This window comes from Gelidibacter maritimus, assembly GCF_014062315.1.
Taxonomy (GTDB): Bacteria; Bacteroidota; Bacteroidia; order Flavobacteriales; family Flavobacteriaceae; genus Gelidibacter; species Gelidibacter maritimus.
The window spans coordinates 363,726-381,734 of the sequence record NZ_JACGLT010000003.1 but is presented as its reverse complement, the minus strand read 5'-3'; the positions used below and the strand labels follow the sequence as shown (position 1 = coordinate 381,734).

The window sequence follows — 18,009 nt, the reverse complement described above, 5'->3', positions numbered from 1 at the left end:
GTCGTTTAAATAGTTATACTGTAGGGTTAACGTTCATTAAAACAAAAGAGACTACATGAGGCAATTAAAAATTACAAAGCAGGTTACAAACAGAGAATCCAAATCCCTTGATAAATATCTTCAGGATATTAGTAAACTGCCCTTGATTACAGCAGATGAAGAAGTGGAATTGGCGCAACGTATTAGAGAGGGAGATCAAGAAGCTTTGGATAAGCTGACAACCGCTAACCTCCGATTTGTTGTATCTGTGGCCAAACAATATCAAAATCAAGGTTTAACCTTACCCGATTTGATTAACGAAGGTAACGCCGGATTGGTTAAAGCTGCAAAACGTTTTGACGAAACTAGAGGTTTTAAATTTATTTCTTATGCTGTTTGGTGGATTAGACAAGCAATTCTTCAAGCTTTAGCAGAACAATCTCGAATAGTTAGATTACCTTTGAACAAAATTGGTTCGATCAATAAGATCAATAAGGCCTATTCGTTTTTGGAGCAAGCGCACGAACGTCCGCCAAGTGCTGCAGAAATTGCCAAGGAGTTGGATTTGACCATTAAGGATGTGAAGCAGTCCATGAAAATTTCTGGACGTCATGTCTCAATGGATGCGCCTTTAAGAGAAGGAGAAACCTCAAGTTTATATGATGTGGTTTCCTCCAATGATTCTCCAAGACCGGACCGACTTTTAATGACTGAGTCGTTAAGTTTGGAAATTGACAGAGCGCTCAACACGTTATCACAAAGAGAAAGTGATGTGATCCGACTGAATTTCGGATTGAGCAATCAGCCGCCGATGACATTGGACGAAATTGGCAAGACTTTTGATTTAACCAGAGAACGTGTCCGTCAAATACGTGAAAAAGGTATTAAACGATTAAAGCACACGTCAAAAAGTAAAATATTAAAAACGTATTTAGGATAGTCTTAAATACACCATACACTATAAAAACTATATATGTTAAGAATCGAAATTAAAGAAGGTGAAAACATCGAACGCGCCATTAAGCGTTATAAGCGTAAACACAGAAATGTGAAAGTCATGCAAACTCTGAGAGAAAATCAGTATTTCACCAAACCATCTGTTAGAAAAAGAAGGCAAATGCAAAAGGCAGCTTATATTCAAAATTTAAGAGATCAAGAAAACATGTAGTTTTTAAAATGACATTAAATTAGAATGACATTAAAAATCACGTTATATGATTATGACGTGATTTTTTGTTTTCCGATAGGATGGTCTTCGTAAAAATCTTCGAAAGTTTTATCGGTAGCGTAATTATCTCGTAGCACTTTATAAACCATTACAACCACAAGTACCTGCCCCAAACACGTAAGATAGAACACCCAATTAAAAGGCATATCCATAGCTACCATGATGGTTAAGGTCACCAATAACAAGGTGGTTACCACGACGTAGAACATTACCGGAATTTTCATGATTTCTATATTTAAGGTTCGTATAGAGAAAGTCGTAACATACTATCGCAAGATTTTAGGCACCAAAATAAACACCATAAATCTCAATGACCATACAAAAAACTACCGAGCCTGTATGCAACCCTATGCATTGACTTTCACATCCTTAATTTACAAATTCCAGCTCCCTTTCAAAAGTTTTCAGTTCTAAATTAATGTTAATACTTAACATCAAGCTATGGAGAGCGCTACAACGTAACCTTCATTACTTCGAATATTAAATACCGTTTGATCTTCATAAATGAGGTATTGGCCCTTAATCCCTTTTAGAACACCTTGATAGTTTGGGGTTTTATCTAAATTTAGGCTTTTTGGCTTCTCAGGATATTGGCTAACTGGAAATTCTATATTGGTTTCTTTATTATTGGCAATATAATACGCTAACGCTTCTGTAGGAATATATTGTTTTAATCTATCTCGCCACTCAACCAGATCCTCATCAACAATCTCGTTCTTTAACATGGTACGCCAATTTGTCTTATCAGCCACATGATCTTTTAAGGCCACTTCTGTAATTCCCGCAAGGTACCGATTGGGCACTTCAACAATTTCAATAGCTTCATGTGCACCTTGATCAATCCAGCGTGTGGGTACCTGAGACTTTCTAGTCACACCTACCTTGACATTACTAGAATTTGCCAAATATACTATATGAGGTTTTAATTGCACCTGCTTTTCATAAGCCAAATCGCGGTCCTCTATATCTAAATGTGCCGTACTCAACTCTGGTTTCATAATCCAATCTGCGGCTTGCGGAATATCAAAAAAACAACTTTTACAAAACCCTTGTCGGTATATTGGTCTATCAAGTGTACAGTTGAGACATTGGTATCCAACAAATTGAATCATGATTGCTTTATCCAATAACTGGTTCATATTGATGAAGTCATTTTCAAAAACAAGATAGTATTGAATAGGATTGGAAAACTCAGTTTCCATTTTGGTCAAAACCCCTTGGTACGTCATTTATTTAAAATTTTTATTTAGAAGAATTAATTTAAAAAAAGTGTTATTTTTAGTCTTTAAAGATACTATAAATATGCCAATCCCTTTAGTTAATTCAATTGCTTCATGGTTCTTAAAAAAACGATTCCATCAAATTGAATTGTTCTTAAAGTACCCTAATGAAGTACAGAATGAACTACTACAAGATCTGCTCTTTACGGCAAAAGACACTGAAATTGGTAGACGCTATGATTTTGCGAGCATTACAAATTACAAGACGTTCTCGGAAAGGGTCCCCATCACCACTTACGAAGAAAACCAAGCGGATATTGAAAGGGCTCGAAGGGGAGAAAACAATATTTTCTGGCCGTCACCCATAAAATGGTTTGCCAAATCAAGTGGTACTACCAATGCAAAGAGCAAGTTTATTCCGGTAAGTACGGAATCTTTAGAAGAATGCCATTATGCCGCCAGCAAGGATTTATTGTGCATGTACCTCAATAACAATGAAAACGCCCAATTATTTACTGGAAAGAGTTTAAGGCTTGGTGGCAGTAAAGAGTTGTATAAAGAAAATGGGACTGTCTTTGGTGATTTATCTGCAATTTTAATTGATAATATGCCATTTTGGGCCGAATATAGTAGTACACCCAGCAGTAAAGTATCGTTGATGGACGATTGGGAACATAAAATGCAAGCCATAGTAAATGAAACCATCAACGAAAATGTGACCAGCCTCGCGGGAGTTCCTTCTTGGATGTTGGTACTATTGAACAATGTTCTGGAAACTACCAACAAGGAGAGTATCTTTGAAATTTGGCCAAATTTGGAAGTTTATTTTCATGGTGGAGTAAGCTTTCTACCTTATATAGATCAGTACAAAGCTATTTTACCACGAAAGGATTTCCGGTATTACGAAATTTATAACGCGTCGGAAGGCTTTTTCGCTATCCAAGATCAAAACAGTTCAAGTGAACTGCTACTTATGTTGGATTACGGCATCTTTTACGAATTCATCCCCATGGACGCCTACGGCACACCTCAGCAGCGCATCATTCCATTAGCAGAAGTTGAGACCAATAAAAATTACGCTGTGGTGATTACTACCAATGCCGGACTTTGGCGCTATATGATTGGTGATACCATCCGGTTTACATCATTGAAGCCCTATCGCATAAAAGTAAGCGGACGGACAAAACATCATATCAACGTATTTGGCGAAGAACTGATTATTGAGAATGCTGAAGATGCCTTAAAGCAAGTGTGTCAGAAAACGAAATCGCAGATTGTTGATTATACGGCCGCTCCTATTTTTATGAGCGGCAAGGACAAAGGCGCGCATGAGTGGCTCATTGAATTCAAAACACCCCCACAGGACATCAATTACTTTAATGAGCTATTAGACAATACTCTGAAATCATTGAATTCCGATTATGAAGCAAAGCGATACAATAACATTACACTCAATAGTCCTAAAATAAACATCGCAAGACAGCAGTTATTCTATGATTGGCTGAAACAACAAGATAAATTAGGTGGCCAACATAAAGTACCAAGGCTTTCAAACACCCGTCATTATATGGATGCCCTACTCACGTTGAACGCGTAGTTGTAGTTTAACGCAAAAAATAACATTTCTAATTTTTATATCGAGAATAACATAAGGTTGGTCTAAAAACCGTTCCTGTAATTTTTATCTTACAATTATGCTTCTATATTTACGGTACAGCAAACCATAAAACACATTAAAATGTAGTTTAACCAATTAATCCTTCAAAAACAATTGGTTTGGATGCTGGATTTTAAAACCATTAAAAAATAGATTTTTATTGATCATCTATTCAAAGCATTGTTCCTGCAATATTAATTTTAAATCCAAAAAAAAAAAACCACCCTGTAAAGAGTGGTTTTTTTAATATATAATTATTTTTAAGAGACCGCTTTTAATCGGTTTAAAGTGGATTTATCCAATTTTTCTTCGGCATATTCTTTAGTGACATGCAGTTTTTTCTCTTTACTGCTTGGCAGTTCAAACATGGCATCCGTTAAAATCTCTTCACACAGAGACCTCAGTCCTCTTGCCCCCAATTTGTATTCAATAGCCTTGGTGACAATATAATCCAAGGCACCGTCCGTAATGGTGAACTTAATGTCATCCATCTCAAACAATTTCTCATACTGTTTGATAATGGCATTTTTTGGCTGGGTTAAAATGGCCTTCAAAGTTTTAGCATCCAATGGATCCATATAGCTTAAAACCGGTAAACGACCGATGATTTCCGGAATTAGACCAAAATCCTTCAAGTCCTTTGGTATGATATATTGCAACAAATTGTCAGTATCCAATATGTCATCCTGCGATGCGGCCTTATAACCTATAGCGGCCATATTGAGGCGTTTTGATATCATACGTTCAATGCCGTCAAAAGCACCACCAGCAATAAATAGAATATGTTCTGTATTGACTTCTATGAATTTTTGATCAGGATGCTTACGCCCTCCTTTCGGCGGAACGTTTACGGTAGTACCTTCCAATAATTTCAGTAAAGCTTGCTGCACGCCTTCTCCAGATACATCCCTCGTAATGGATGGGTTGTCACTTTTACGGGCAATCTTATCGATTTCATCAATAAACACAATCCCCTTTTCTGCCTTTTCAAGATTGTAATCGGCAACTTGCAATAAGCGTGTTAAAATACCTTCCACATCTTCACCAACGTACCCTGCTTCTGTCAAAACAGTTGCATCGACAATGGCCAATGGTACATTGAGCATTTTTGCAATGGTTTTTGCCATTAAGGTTTTTCCGGTTCCGGTTTGTCCTACCATGATGACATTACTCTTCTGAATGTCAATATCATCTTTACTTGCCGGTTGTAACAACCGTTTGTAATGGTTATAAACGGCCACAGACATCACTTTCTTGGAATATTCTTGACCGATAATGTATTCGTCAAGAAATTCTTTGATTTGCTTAGGTTTTTTAAGCATCAATTCTGACGACAATTCCGTATTACTACTTTGTTTTGATTCTTCCAAAACAATCCCATGGGCTTGCTCAATACACTTATCACATATATGTGCATCCAACCCTGCGATCAATAAATTGGTTTCTGGCTTTTTCCTACCACAAAACGAACATTCCAAATCTTCCTTTGCCATAACTCTTTAATTCTTCATTAATTTCAAATTATACTTTAATCGATATTGATGAATCGGTAACTACTCCTTCTTCGCACTCGATAAAACCTCATCAATCATGCCATATTCCTTGGCTTTTTCGGCTTTCATCCAGTAATCTCTATCACTATCCTCGTACACTTTGTCATAGTCCTGACCTGTGTGTTTACTGATAATTTTATAGAGCTCTTCTTTTAAGGTAACAATTTCTCTGGCGGTGATTTCAATATCACTAGCCTGCCCTTGGGCACCACCTAATGGTTGGTGAATCATGACACGAGAATGGGTTAAACCACTACGTTTACCCTTTTCACCAGCACATAATAAAACAGCACCCATTGACGCTGCCATTCCGGTGCATATTGTTGCCACATCTGGTTTAATAAGCTGCATGGTGTCATAGATACCAAGTCCGGCATAAACACTTCCACCAGGAGAGTTGATATATATTTGAATGTCTTTGGCAGCATCTGTACTTTCCAAAAACAACAATTGCGCTTGAATGATATTTGCCACTTGATCATTAATGGCCGTCCCCATAAAAATGATACGATCCATCATCAATCTCGAAAACACGTCCATTGCAACTGCATTCATCTGACGTTCTTCAATAATGTTAGGCGTCAAACCAACAGGATACATACTGTTCATGATTTGATTATAGTAGGTACTGCTAATACCTTGATCTTTTATTGCGAATTTTTCAAATTCTTTTCCGTAATCCATAAATATTATTTAGTTCTTAAATTCGTAAAATCCCAGCATCACTAGGAAAATTGTATGACTATTATAGTGTCAAAAAAAAGCGTAAAACCAGATAGTTTTACGCTCTAAAGATAACGATTTAATTATAATTACTAGCTGTAAAACTCTTTTACAAAATCATCATAAGTAATTTCCTTTTCCTCGCGGTTAGCTTCTTTTTTGTATAGTTCAAGAAGTTTCTGGCTCATCAATTGCTCAGACAAACGTTTGACCTCGTCTTTATTGGACAAGATACGAGCTGCAATATCCTCTAACTCTTTATCTTGAGGATCTGTCTGACCAAATTGTGCCATTTGCACCTTGATCATTTCTTTAGCAAAGTCCTTCAAATCATCAAAAGTAACTTGCAAGTTATGCTTTTCAATTATTTTACCTTCAATCAATTGGTAACGCATGCTTTTTTCAGAATTTTCATACTCTTCTTTAGCCTGATCTGCATCTAACGGATCTTCACCAGCGGTTTGCATCCATTTTTGCAAGAATGCTGCCGGAAGGTCAAATTTTGTATTCTCTACTAAATACTCAGTGACGTCATTAATAAATTTCTGATCGCCTTGTTGTCCGAATTGCTTTTCGGAGTCTTCCTTAATCTTAGCTTTCAATTCAGTTACAGACGACACAACCCCTGGACCAAATAATTTATCAAACAGCTCTTGGTCCAAGTCAGCCAATTCTCTGGTGTTTATTTCTTCAATGGTAAAAGTAACGTCAACATCCAATTCATGGGCATCATCATGTGCTACTTTTAAAAAACTCATCAAATCGTGATCATCTTTGAACAAACCTTTAGTTTTTAAAGTGACCACATCACCAACCTTAGCACCAATTAACGCTTTTTCAGCGGTTTTACTTTTTACCTTATCTAAGGTAAACGTTGCTTTGTTGTTGATTTCCTTTTCTTCATTTACAAATACGCCAACAATCTCAGAGTCTTTGGTCACAGCATCTTGAGATATCAATTTGCCATATTGCTTGCGAATATGCTCTACTTGGTCGTCAATCATTTTATCGTCAGCAACAATGCTGTAATGAGTGATTGGATCTTTGCTCTTTAGCTCTACTTCAAATTCTGGCGCGAGCCCCAATTCAAACTCAAATGTGAAAGAATCAGCATCCCAATCTAAATCATCTTGGGCCTTTGGCAACGGATTACCTAGAACGTCTAATTTCTCTTCAGTCAAATACTTGTTAAGCGCATCCTGCAAAAGTTTGTTGACCTCATCAACCAACACTGCTTTGCCATATTGTTTTTTCACCATGGTCATTGGCACATGCCCCTTTCTAAATCCAGGAATATTGGCCGACTTACGGTAATCTGAAAGGATTTTTTCCACCTTATCACTATAGTCTTCTTTAGCGATATCTACTTTTAAAACAGCATTTAATGCGTCAATGTTTTCTCTTGTAATATTCATAGTATAATTAATAAAGCCAATGGCATATTATTTTTTAGTGATTTTCAAATCTGCCAAAATTTCCACTTTATAAGTAGAAATTTGTTCAATTTAGGTCTAACTTTTTGCTTTAAAACAGACCGAATAATGCTTGATGGACTATCAGAAAATCGGGATGCAAAAGTACGAATTATTTAAATCTGAACAAAGTTTTTAAAGACTTGATTTTTAGACTAGTTTTTGTCTTTGTCTAACAGTGAATAAAGTACAGATTGTAAAAACGATAAAAGCACGCTAAATAAGAGTGCAGTCCAAAATCCGTTGACTTCAAATCCGCCCATAAATTCATCTGCCAATAAGACAATGCAAGCATTAATAACCAACAAAAATAACCCTAAGGTTAGAATGGTAATTGGCAAAGTTAAAATAACTAAGATGGGTTTTAAAATAGCATTAAGAAACCCAAGTGAAATGGCTAAAATTATTGCTGATGTAAATCCTGCTACCGCCACGCCCGGAAGAACTTTTGCCAAAACCACCACGGCAACGGCTGTGAGTAAAACTCTTATTATTAAATTCATGCTATTTGATTTTAGTTATCTGTTTTTATCTATTGGATTTTTTTTCTCCTGGATTGAACACGATAGGGAAAGAATATGGAACCACTATAGGTTTGCCCCGTTGAATTCCTGGTTGCATTTTAGGCAAAAGATCAATCACCCAAACAGCTTCTCTCTCTAAAACCGGATGTGAACCTCTCGCTTTTCCATTGACCGCTTTCCCGTTTTTATTAATTTCAAATTTTACCAGGATACGCTGGGTCTGATTCAAACCCAATCCAAGCGCTACATTTGGATTAAATTTAGTACGAACAAACTGAGATAGCTTATCGCTCATGCATCTACTTAAATCTCTATTTGAAAGTTTATTTTCGCACCCTGGATAAACCGGAACCTTCTCCAATGCTCCTTCTGGCACCATTGTCGGGGTTAATAGCGCAGTAGCACCAGAGGTTAAAGCTCTTCCATGGTCGAACTTTAGTGTTTCCAAAACCTTTCCGGCTGCATCATATTGCACCCATTTTTTATGGAGTTTATCTGCCTTATAATTGCCAGTCCATACGAGTTGTCCGTTTTTCAAGTATCGTTTTTCGACGCCATCTTTTTTATCCTTCCGAAATCTACCTTCTAATTTTATTTGACCATTGGTGTAGAAGTTCTGATAATCGCCTTCCCTATAGCCGTTTTTATAATGAACTATCCATTCTAACTCACCTGCATTATAATATTGCTTCCAAATCCCCGAAAGCTCACCATCCACATAGTTAGATTCTATTTTTAAGTCACCATTTTCTAAATACTCTTTATAGAATCCATCAGGTAAGATTCTTTCATAAAATATTGTTCCATCCTCATAATACTCCTTGGTGAGGTATTCATTGTTGATTTTTTTGGTTTCGCCACTCATTTTACCGTCCTTAAAAAAGGCTGTATATTCTCTGCTCCGTTTACCGTCAACGTATGTATAGACCTTTGACAGCTGACCATTAGGATGATAAGATTTCCATACGCCATCCTTCTTTTTGTTTTTGTATTGGCCTTCGGTTTTAAATTGTCCATCTTCAAAAAATTCCTTAAAACTGCCGTCCTCTTGCGCATAAGAAAATTGAAAACTGGTTAAAACTATGAGAATAATAAAACGTTTTATCATAGGGTGCAGGTGTTATGCAAATATTTAATCTAAAAACTTTGATACCGCATCATAAAAGTCGGTCGGGTTTTCAGCATGCAACCAATGTCCTGCATCTGAAATCGTGACAATGGCAGCTTTCGGAAAATGCGAATGAATCAAAGCTTCGTCTTGTGATGAAATATATTCTGAGCGGTCTCCGCGCAAAAACAAAGTCGCTTTCTCAAACTTGGTGTGCATAGGCAAGGGCTCTCCAACCTCATTGACTTGCTCTTTCAAAACCTCTAAATTTATTCGTAACCCGAGCTTCCCTTTCTCTATCCAATACAAATTTTTGAGTAAGAATTGACGTGTGCCTAGTTCAGAAACATACGATTTTAAGACTTTATCCGCCTCGCCTCTGCTCTTCAGTGTCTCAAAATCTAAAGCCGATAATCCTTTTAAAATCGCATCATGATGAGTTGGATAATAGCGTGGAGCAATATCCGCGATAATTAATTTAGAAACCAATTCAGGATACTCTACGGCAAACAACATGGCCGTTTTTCCGCCCATTGAATGGCCTAAAAGTACGATATTATTTAATTGATGTTCGTCACAATAGTCTTTCAAGTCCTCAACCATCACTTCATAATTGAATTCATCACTATGGAAACTTCGTCCGTGATTACGCTGGTCAACCAGATGCACTTCATAGCCGTTTTCACTGAATTTTGTGCCGAGTGTTTTCCAATTGTCACTCATGCCTAAAAATCCATGGAGAAAAATAAAAGTTTGGCCTTCGCCTAAAATAGTTGAATGAAGAGTCATGATGATTAACGATTGTTATTTAACGATTAACGATTGTTATTTTATGATTGTTGATTTATGACGAATGACAGATGACGGAGGACAGTCTCAAAAGACTCATTCAAAATACGTCATCCCTATCGTCTACTTTAACTGTCTCAAATACATATTAATTACATTTTCAATGCCCAAGTACAAACTCTCTGAAATTAAAGCATGACCAATAGAGACTTCTAATAAATCGGGAATGTTCTGTTTAAAATATTTGATATTATCTAAAGACAAGTCGTGCCCCGCATTAAGACCCAAGCCTAGTGCATTAGCCAAAACGGCACATTCTGTATAAGGTTTGATTCCCATTTTATTCCCTGAGCCATAAGCCACCGCATAGGCTTCGGTATAGAGTTCTATTCTATCCGTTCCTGTTGCTTTTGCGCCTTCAATCTGTTTCAAAACCGGATCTACAAAAATAGACGTACGGATCCCGTTCTGTCTAAATTCCTTAATCACGTCAATTAAAAAATCTTTGTGCTTGATGGTATCCCATCCCGCATTTGATGTTATGGCATCTTCGGCGTCTGGCACTAAGGTAACCTGTGTAGGCTTTACTTCCAAAACCATATCTATAAATTGACGAATGGGGTTGCCTTCAATATTATACTCGGTATAGACTTCAGGTTTCAAATCATAAACATCTTGATATCGAATATGTCTCTCATCAGGCCTTGGATGAATGGTGACGCCTTGGGCACCAAACTTTTGAACATCTTTCGCAAATTGTACCACATTCGGAACATCCCCACCTCTCGAATTTCTAAGGGTGGCAATCTTATTGATATTAACGCTCAACTTTGTCATAGCTTTTGTTTTAATGAACAAAAATACAAAGTAGATCATGCTTTTTGTTGTTATTTTTAATTATTTTGCAGGAACAAAATATAGAACATGCCATTAAGAGAATATATAATCAATGATATTAAGCCACTAAACATAAACGATAAGGTAAGCGACCTCAAATTGATGTTTAATGGGCTGACTTATTCTCATATTCCTATTGAAAACAACCAAGTCTATTTAGGATGTATTTCTGAGACAGACGCCCATTGCTTTGATAGCAAAGAATCGATAAAAGAATGCGCTCACGCCTTGGAAGGTTTTTTTGTCAGATTAGAAACTTCTTGGTTGGATGTCCTGGAGGCCTTTGCCCATAATTCTTGCAATATAATGCCCGTGTTAGATACCGAAAACAACTATTTAGGTTACTATGAGCTCAATGACATTATAGGTATCTTCAATGAAACTCCCTTCTTCTCAGAACATGGCGGCATCCTAATAATTGAAAAAGGCATTCAAGATTATTCTTTTAGCGAGATCAGTCAGATTGTAGAATCTAACGATGCAAAAATCTTGGGGGCATTCATTTCTAAAATGGAAGGTGATTTGGTTCAGATTACACTTAAAATCGGCAGCTCCGGACTTAATGATGTGATACAAACATTTAGAAGATATAGCTACAATATCATTTCAGGCCACGAAGAGGATACTTATATTGAGAATTTAAAGGAACGTTCAGATTACCTGAACAAATACCTTAATATGTAGACCTATGAAAATTGCCATATACAGTCAGAATTTCAAGAAAAAGGAATCCACTATAAAAACACTTTTTGATTATTTGTTGGATAAGGCAGCAGATGTTTTTATTGAGAATCAATTTTATCGGCAGATTGACAAACATTTCGATCTTAAAAACCAATACAAGACATTTGAGACCTTTCAAAGCCTTGATAATTCTTTTGACCTACTCATTAGTATGGGCGGTGACGGCACTATATTAAGAGCTATTACCTATGTCAGTAACCTATCCATCCCTATTATCGGAATTAACACAGGCCGGTTAGGCTTTTTGGCTACCATTCAAACCAATCAAATTGAAAGCGCTCTGGACAGCATTTTTGAAGGCGATTATAAAATATCGGAGCGGAGCCTATTGTGCATAGAAACCAAACCTGAAAACAAAGACCTTATTCAACTTAATTTTGCTCTCAACGAAATAGCCGTAAGTAGAAAAAACACAACCTCCATGATTACGGTACACACACATTTAGATGGAGAATACTTAACTTCTTATTGGTCTGATGGTTTAATTGTATCCAGTCCAACTGGCTCTACAGGCTACTCTTTGAGCTGTGGCGGCCCGGTCATTTCGCCTGCGGCAAAGAGTTTTGTCATCACTCCTATTGCGCCGCACAATTTGAGTGCGCGACCATTGATCATTCCTGACGACACAGAAATCCAGTTAAAAGTTGATGGACGTGAAGAGTTTTATCTGATATCTTTAGACTCCAGAATTGCAACTTTACACAACAGCACCATCGTAACAATTAAAAAAGCAGACTTCAAAATAAAGATGATTGAACTTCATAGTGAGAGCTTTATTGACACCTTACGTAAAAAACTGCTTTGGGGAGAGGATAAGCGCAATTAAACAATAAAATCTTTTAAATACTGTTTATCTGTAATACAATTTGGCTCATATTGCCATAGGCTAATCTTATTTATTATATTTGCAAACTTTTAAAATTTTATGAAATATATCATTTTAATAATTTTTAGTGTCTGTTTCCTCCCAAATGTACACGCGCAACTTTATGAAGGCGGTGTGTTTTTAGGCGGAAGTAATTTTATTGGTGATGTGGGTTCCACAACCTATATTGCTCCTAATAAGCCAGCCGCTGGACTACTTCTAAAATGGAATAGAAGCAAAAGACATTCTTACAGAGCTTCAATTATGTTTACAGATTTGGAAGGTCATGATGGCCGATCCAATGACCCCAGACGATTTGCTCGAAACAGGAGTTTTAAAAATTCTATTTTAGAGTTTTCTGCAGGTATGGAATTTACATTTTTAGATTTTGACCTTCACAGCACTGATCATCAAATGACACCATATCTATATACTGGAATTTCAGCCGCAAGACATAAAAACTTCTTTTTCAACCCAGGATCTACCGTGCCAACTTCAGAAAATTTACAAAGTTGGGCTTACGGCATCCCTATGGTAATAGGTTTTAAAACAACCACAATGTTTGACGGCCTGATATTAGGCGCCGAAATTGGGGTCCGATATACCTTTTCTGATGAAATTGATGGCAGCGTACCTGATGCGCCATCAAGGGCACCATATAGTTTCGGTAATTTAAATAGTAATGACTGGTACGTATTTTCGGGGATTACCCTAACTTATACCTTTGGTCAAAAACCTTGTTATTCTGATTATTAAGTGGATTTAAAGAAACAGATACATACCGACAAACTTCCTAACCATCTCGCCATAATCATGGATGGTAATGGACGTTGGGCAAAACAACAAGGCTTGCTTCGGGTTATTGGTCATGAAAATGGCACAAAATCTGTGAGAGAAGTCGTGGAGGCCAGTGCAGAAATAGGCATCAAACACCTCACACTTTACGCATTTTCTACTGAAAATTGGAACCGGCCGAAGATTGAAGTGCAAACACTAATGAAACTTCTGGTCAAGTCCTTGAAAAAAGAAATCAAAACGTTACAGGATAATGATATCAGACTCAATGCCATAGGCTGCATAAACGATTTGCCGAAAAAAGCGAAAGGAGAGCTCGAAGAAGTCATTGAAAAAACCAAGGACAACAACAGAATGATCTTGACCCTGGCCTTGAGTTATGGCTCAAGAGAGGAACTGATAAATATGGTTAAAAAAATATCCGATAAAGTTAAAAATAATATAATTTCAAGTGATTCTATTGACGAATCCATTATTAATAAGCATCTTTACACGCAAAATTTGCCAGATGTAGACTTGCTCATCAGGACCAGTGGCGAACAAAGAATTAGTAATTTCTTGTTATGGCAAATTGCTTATGCTGAATTATATTTCACCAGTATTTTATGGCCCGATTTTAAAAAGCATGATTTATATACTGCTTTGATAGACTATCAAAATAGAGAACGACGATTTGGAAAAACAAGTGAACAACTCAGCTAATAATACGCTTTTGAAAACAATTTTTAACACCCTTCTCAGTGCCTTTTTTCTTTTATCTTCCTTTGCTTTAACCGCTCAGGAAAGCCCACAAAATTTAGGACAAAAATATACCATAGCAGATATTATCGTTACTGGCGACACCAATTTTAGTGAGGCCACGATTGTTACATATTCTGGCTTAAGAAAAGGTGAAGTTATAGCAATCCCTGGTGAACGCATTAGCGAAGCTCTAAAAAAACTATGGGGCTCAAATCTTTTTAGCAATATTGATGTCTATCTTACAAAAACAGAAGGCGATCAGGCCTATTTGGAAATCAGTCTACAAGATTTACCAGAGCTGAATGATGTGGAAATTAGAGGTGTCAAAAAGGGTAAAAAAGAAGCCATTATAAAAGATAACAAACTGACTAAAGGCGTAAAAGTTACCGAAAACCTAATTACAACTACAAAAAATTACTTGACCAACAAGTATAGAAAAGAAGGCTTCTACAACACCAAAGTAAGAGTAATCACAACACCTGTGATTGATTCCATAGAGAAAAGTCGAGTTAACATGTTGGTGGACATCGACAAGAACGATAAGGTTAAAATTAAAAGTATAGATTTTATTGGCAATGAAAAACTGAGCGATAAAAAGCTTAGAAAAGCCATGAAAAACACCAAGCAAAAAAACTTTCTTCGGTTTTTAAAACGTTCAAAATACGTTAAAGCTGATTATAAGGAAGATTTGGTCAGTGTGATTGATAAGTATAAAGAAAACGGCTATAGAGACGCCCGTGTGATTTCCGATTCTGTTTATAGTAATGAAGACGGCACCTTGTCAATTGCTATCAATTTGGAAGAAGGAGAAAAATACACCTTCGGAAAGATTGCCTTTGTAGGAAATACAATATTTACTGACCAGCAATTGAGTAATATGTTGGGCATTGAGCAAGGGGACACCTATAATGGTGTAGAACTAAAAAAGAGAATTGCCGACGATTCAAGACCGGACGCACAGGATATCACCAATCTTTATCAAGATTCCGGTTATCTTTTCTCAACCATTAATCCAGTAGAAGTCAGTGCTGATGGTAATGTTATTGATATGGAAATTCGTATTTCTGAAGGGAAACCTGCCTATTTCAACAATGTTACTGTGGTGGGGAACGATAAAACCAATGACCGGGTCATTTATAGAGAACTAAGAACACGTCCTGGGCAACTTTACAGTAAAAGTGCGGTGGTCAGAACTGTAAGAGAGCTTGGTCAATTAGGCTTCTTTGATGCTCAGCAGTTGAGCCCTAATTTTAAAAATGCCAATCCTAATGAAGGCACTTTGGACATGGAATATTCTGTAGTGGAAAAAGGTTCTAGTCAAATTGAATTGCAAGGAGGTTATGGTGGCGGTGGCTTTATTGGAACGCTTGGTTTGTCTTTCAATAATTTTGCCATAAAAGACATATTCAAAGGTGAAGCCTATAAACCAGTACCCACTGGAGATGGTCAGAGTTTAGCATTACGATTACAAGCCAGTCGTTTTTACCAAACTTACAGTTTCTCATTTACTGAGCCGTGGATGGGTGGCAAACGTCCTATCCAATTTTCGACCTCTTTATCACATACCATGCAATTTTTATATAACCCACGAACACGGGATGCTGACAAAAGCAAAAGCTTTAATATTACTGGAATTACTGTTGGCCTGGCCAAACGTTTGACCCAGCCGGATGATTATTTCACCTTATCGCAAGCGGTAAGTTTCCAACATTACGATTTACAGAATTACAATACAGGGCTCTTTACCTTTGGTAATGGATACTCCAATAACTTAGCCTATACCGTTGGCTTAAGCAGAAACAACACCCATACAGATCCAATTTACCCAACAGGTGGTTCAAGTTTTTCGATAACTGCAAAAGTATCTCCTCCGTTTTCACTGTTGAACAATGTGGACTATACAGCACTGAAAGAAGAAAGAGCCGGATTAAACCCAGCTGATCCTGATGAATATGCGCGTATGGGCGAAATAGATCAAGAACGTTACAAATGGTTAGAGTTCTATAAGATTAAATTTAAAGGCGATTGGTATACCAGAGTCTATGACAAGTTAGTTATCAAGTCTGGATTGGAATTTGGTTTTCTCGGAGCCTATAATAACGACAGAGGCGTGATTCCTTTTGAGCGTTTCTTTGTTGGAGGCGATGGATTAGGAAACTACTCATTAGATGGTAGAGAATCTATTGCCATGAGAGGGTATCCAAACCAATCGTTGTCTTCACAGGATGGTGGAACGATCTATAACAAATTCTCGTTAGAGCTGCGTTATCCAATTACCTTAGGCGCACAAGCAAAGATTTTTGCATTAGGCTTTATGGAAGGCGGAAGTTCTTATGATAGTTTCAAAGACTATAATCCATTCAACCTTAAGCGATCAGCGGGTGTTGGTTTAAGAATTTTCATGCCAGCCTTCGGATTATTGGGCATTGACTTTGGTCATGGTTTTGATGCTTTACCAGGTCAATTGGAGAAAAACGGGTGGGAGACCCACTTTATTATTGGGCAGCAATTTTAAGTTTGGCACGGTATTTTCTATGGATACTTTGACGATTTAATTGAAGTGTTAAAATTTTTTAGAATATATTTCGTTAATTTGAAAAATATTACGCTGATCAGACAGAATCGTTTAATTAATCTGTCGTTTTATAGTTTATAGCGTGACCCATAAATGACAAAATATAAACAGATGAAACACCAAGTTCTTTTTTTAGTGACCGTTTTAAGTCTCCTGAGCTTTACTTCAAATGCACAACGCGGGGTGAGAATTGGATATATAGACACTGAATATATTTTACAGAATGTTCCTGAGTACCAAGAAGCAACGGCGCAGTTAGATGCAAAAGTGCTCCAATGGAAATCTGATGTAGAGCAACGTTTGGCAGCCTTGGAACAAAAAAAAACACAGCTTAATAATGAGCGTGTGCTTTTAACCAAGGAATTGTACGAAGAACGTTTTGAGGATATCAGCTTTGAAGAAAAGGAGATTTTAGACTACCAACAAAAGCGTTTTGGACCTAATGGTGATTTGATGATTCAAAAAAATCAATTGATACAGCCTATCCAAGATCAAATTTTTGCAGCAGTGCAAGAGATTGCAGGCAGCAGGGAATATGATTTTATATTTGACAAATCAGCTGATGTGGTAATGTTGTATTCCGCAGAGCGTTTTGATTTGAGTGAAATAGTACTGAGAAGTATTACAAGATCTTCAAAACGAACGCAAGCACAAACAAAATCTGAGCGAAGAGCGGCCGCGGCAGAGGATGTGGTTCCGGTGGTCAATAAAGAATTGGATGCTCGTGAACAAGCTGCTGAAGACAAAAGAAACGAACGTATAAAAGCTGCCGAAGCTCGACGAGCAGCACAGCAAGCCACAAGAGATTCCATAAAAGCTGATGTCGATGCCAGACGCCAAAAAATATTGGAAGACCGAGCAAAAGCTAAGGCTGAAAGAGAACAGCAAAACAACCCTCAAGACAGCACTTCAGTAAAATCTGAAGATAAGCGCAAAACGGCAGCCGAAGTTGCTGAGGACAAGAGGAAACAACAAGCAGCTGATCGTGAAGCAAGACAAAAAGAACTGGACGAACGCAGACAAAAAATATTAGAAGAACGCCGTAAAGCGAAAGAAGAACGCGAAGCTCGAAAAAAATCAAAAGATTCCGTTCCAGAAAAATAATAATTCAAACAATTAATAATTATAACACGTAATAC

Annotated in this window: 18 protein-coding genes; 9 read left to right on the top strand and 9 right to left on the bottom strand. The window is 37.2% G+C overall.

The window, feature by feature from the left end; genetic code table 11:
* Positions 1–55: 55 nt before the first annotated feature.
* A complete protein-coding gene (locus H3Z82_RS06065) occupies positions 56–919 on the top strand; it encodes a sigma-70 family RNA polymerase sigma factor (protein ID WP_182203672.1) in 864 nt (287 codons plus the stop codon).
* 33 nt (positions 920–952) lie between these two features.
* Positions 953–1,147 (top strand): 30S ribosomal protein S21, encoded by a 195-nt coding sequence (gene rpsU, locus H3Z82_RS06060; protein ID WP_129015972.1) that lies wholly within the window; start codon positions 953–955, stop codon positions 1,145–1,147.
* A gap of 50 nt (positions 1,148–1,197) precedes the next feature.
* Here the strand turns inward: rpsU and H3Z82_RS06055 are convergent, their stop codons facing one another.
* Together H3Z82_RS06055 and H3Z82_RS06050 are read right to left on the bottom strand one after the other, a co-directional pair.
* Positions 1,198–1,431, bottom strand: a complete 234-nt coding sequence (locus H3Z82_RS06055; RefSeq protein WP_182203670.1) for a DUF2101 family protein — start codon at positions 1,429–1,431, stop codon at positions 1,198–1,200.
* Between the two features lie 210 nt (positions 1,432–1,641).
* Positions 1,642–2,436: a DUF2797 domain-containing protein gene (locus H3Z82_RS06050; RefSeq protein ID WP_182203667.1), complete on the bottom strand. Its 795-nt coding sequence runs from the start codon at positions 2,434–2,436 to the stop codon at positions 1,642–1,644.
* Between the two features lie 73 nt (positions 2,437–2,509).
* Here H3Z82_RS06050 and H3Z82_RS06045 point away from each other — a divergent pair, with 73 nt between their 5' ends.
* On the top strand, positions 2,510–4,024 hold the full coding sequence (locus H3Z82_RS06045; RefSeq protein WP_182203665.1) for a GH3 auxin-responsive promoter family protein: 1,515 nt from the start codon (positions 2,510–2,512) through the stop codon (positions 4,022–4,024).
* Between the two features lie 320 nt (positions 4,025–4,344).
* Here the strand turns inward: H3Z82_RS06045 and clpX are convergent, their stop codons facing one another.
* From clpX to H3Z82_RS06010, 7 genes are all read right to left on the bottom strand, one after another.
* A complete protein-coding gene (clpX, locus tag H3Z82_RS06040; RefSeq protein WP_182203662.1) occupies positions 4,345–5,577 on the bottom strand; it encodes an ATP-dependent Clp protease ATP-binding subunit ClpX in 1,233 nt (410 codons plus the stop codon).
* A 60-nt stretch (positions 5,578–5,637) separates the two neighbouring features.
* Positions 5,638–6,321, bottom strand: coding sequence for an ATP-dependent Clp endopeptidase proteolytic subunit ClpP (gene clpP, locus H3Z82_RS06035; RefSeq protein ID WP_182203660.1), 684 nt, complete (start codon positions 6,319–6,321; stop codon positions 5,638–5,640).
* 131 nt (positions 6,322–6,452) lie between these two features.
* Positions 6,453–7,775 carry a trigger factor gene (gene tig, locus H3Z82_RS06030; protein ID WP_182203658.1) on the bottom strand — a complete coding sequence of 441 codons (1,323 nt, stop codon included), beginning with the start codon at positions 7,773–7,775 and terminating at the stop codon, positions 6,453–6,455.
* Positions 7,776–7,987: 212 nt separating this feature from the next.
* The gene (locus H3Z82_RS06025) at positions 7,988–8,335 is read right to left on the bottom strand and encodes a phage holin family protein (protein WP_182203656.1); all 348 of its coding nucleotides are present in this window, start codon (positions 8,333–8,335) and stop codon (positions 7,988–7,990) included.
* Between the two features lie 25 nt (positions 8,336–8,360).
* Positions 8,361–9,464: an energy transducer TonB gene (locus H3Z82_RS06020; protein ID WP_182203654.1), complete on the bottom strand. Its 1,104-nt coding sequence runs from the start codon at positions 9,462–9,464 to the stop codon at positions 8,361–8,363.
* A gap of 24 nt (positions 9,465–9,488) precedes the next feature.
* Entirely contained in the window at positions 9,489–10,253 is a 765-nt protein-coding gene (locus H3Z82_RS06015; RefSeq protein ID WP_182203652.1) for an alpha/beta fold hydrolase, read from the bottom strand.
* A 123-nt stretch (positions 10,254–10,376) separates the two neighbouring features.
* A complete protein-coding gene (locus tag H3Z82_RS06010) occupies positions 10,377–11,090 on the bottom strand; it encodes a pyridoxine 5'-phosphate synthase (RefSeq protein WP_182203650.1) in 714 nt (237 codons plus the stop codon).
* Positions 11,091–11,177: 87 nt separating this feature from the next.
* Between H3Z82_RS06010 and H3Z82_RS06005 the strand changes: the two genes are divergently transcribed.
* From H3Z82_RS06005 to H3Z82_RS05980, 6 genes are all read left to right on the top strand, one after another.
* Positions 11,178–11,834: a CBS domain-containing protein gene (locus H3Z82_RS06005; RefSeq protein WP_182203648.1), complete on the top strand. Its 657-nt coding sequence runs from the start codon at positions 11,178–11,180 to the stop codon at positions 11,832–11,834.
* Positions 11,835–11,838: 4 nt separating this feature from the next.
* Positions 11,839–12,720 (top strand): NAD kinase, encoded by an 882-nt coding sequence (locus H3Z82_RS06000; RefSeq protein ID WP_182203645.1) that lies wholly within the window; start codon positions 11,839–11,841, stop codon positions 12,718–12,720.
* Positions 12,721–12,819: 99 nt separating this feature from the next.
* Positions 12,820–13,515 (top strand): type IX secretion system protein PorG, encoded by a 696-nt coding sequence (gene porG, locus H3Z82_RS05995; RefSeq protein WP_182203643.1) that lies wholly within the window; start codon positions 12,820–12,822, stop codon positions 13,513–13,515.
* 57 nt (positions 13,516–13,572) lie between these two features.
* Entirely contained in the window at positions 13,573–14,256 is a 684-nt protein-coding gene (locus tag H3Z82_RS05990; protein WP_235982386.1) for an isoprenyl transferase, read from the top strand.
* Positions 14,257–14,266: 10 nt separating this feature from the next.
* Complete coding sequence (locus tag H3Z82_RS05985) at positions 14,267–16,810, top strand: BamA/OMP85 family outer membrane protein (protein WP_235982382.1); 2,544 nt, start codon at positions 14,267–14,269, stop codon at positions 16,808–16,810.
* Between the two features lie 171 nt (positions 16,811–16,981).
* Entirely contained in the window at positions 16,982–17,974 is a 993-nt protein-coding gene (locus H3Z82_RS05980; protein WP_182203637.1) for an OmpH family outer membrane protein, read from the top strand.
* The last annotated feature ends 35 nt before the right edge of the window (positions 17,975–18,009 follow it).

Bases quoted from the DNA above. Each gene is read 5' to 3' on its own strand.
- H3Z82_RS06065 (WP_182203672.1), top strand. From the start codon at position 56: ATGAGGCAATTAAAAATTACAAAGCAGGTTACAAACAGAGAATCCAAA.
- rpsU (WP_129015972.1), top strand. From the start codon at position 953: ATGTTAAGAATCGAAATTAAAGAAGGTGAAAACATCGAACGCGCCATT.
- H3Z82_RS06055 (WP_182203670.1), bottom strand. From the start codon at position 1,431: ATGAAAATTCCGGTAATGTTCTACGTCGTGGTAACCACCTTGTTATTG.
- H3Z82_RS06050 (WP_182203667.1), bottom strand. From the start codon at position 2,436: ATGACGTACCAAGGGGTTTTGACCAAAATGGAAACTGAGTTTTCCAAT.
- H3Z82_RS06045 (WP_182203665.1), top strand. From the start codon at position 2,510: ATGCCAATCCCTTTAGTTAATTCAATTGCTTCATGGTTCTTAAAAAAA.
- clpX (WP_182203662.1), bottom strand. From the start codon at position 5,577: ATGGCAAAGGAAGATTTGGAATGTTCGTTTTGTGGTAGGAAAAAGCCA.
- clpP (WP_182203660.1), bottom strand. From the start codon at position 6,321: ATGGATTACGGAAAAGAATTTGAAAAATTCGCAATAAAAGATCAAGGT.
- tig (WP_182203658.1), bottom strand. From the start codon at position 7,775: ATGAATATTACAAGAGAAAACATTGACGCATTAAATGCTGTTTTAAAA.
- H3Z82_RS06025 (WP_182203656.1), bottom strand. From the start codon at position 8,335: ATGAATTTAATAATAAGAGTTTTACTCACAGCCGTTGCCGTGGTGGTT.
- H3Z82_RS06020 (WP_182203654.1), bottom strand. From the start codon at position 9,464: ATGATAAAACGTTTTATTATTCTCATAGTTTTAACCAGTTTTCAATTT.
- H3Z82_RS06015 (WP_182203652.1), bottom strand. From the start codon at position 10,253: ATGACTCTTCATTCAACTATTTTAGGCGAAGGCCAAACTTTTATTTTT.
- H3Z82_RS06010 (WP_182203650.1), bottom strand. From the start codon at position 11,090: ATGACAAAGTTGAGCGTTAATATCAATAAGATTGCCACCCTTAGAAAT.
- H3Z82_RS06005 (WP_182203648.1), top strand. From the start codon at position 11,178: ATGCCATTAAGAGAATATATAATCAATGATATTAAGCCACTAAACATA.
- H3Z82_RS06000 (WP_182203645.1), top strand. From the start codon at position 11,839: ATGAAAATTGCCATATACAGTCAGAATTTCAAGAAAAAGGAATCCACT.
- porG (WP_182203643.1), top strand. From the start codon at position 12,820: ATGAAATATATCATTTTAATAATTTTTAGTGTCTGTTTCCTCCCAAAT.
- H3Z82_RS05990 (WP_235982386.1), top strand. From the start codon at position 13,573: ATGGATGGTAATGGACGTTGGGCAAAACAACAAGGCTTGCTTCGGGTT.
- H3Z82_RS05980 (WP_182203637.1), top strand. From the start codon at position 16,982: ATGAAACACCAAGTTCTTTTTTTAGTGACCGTTTTAAGTCTCCTGAGC.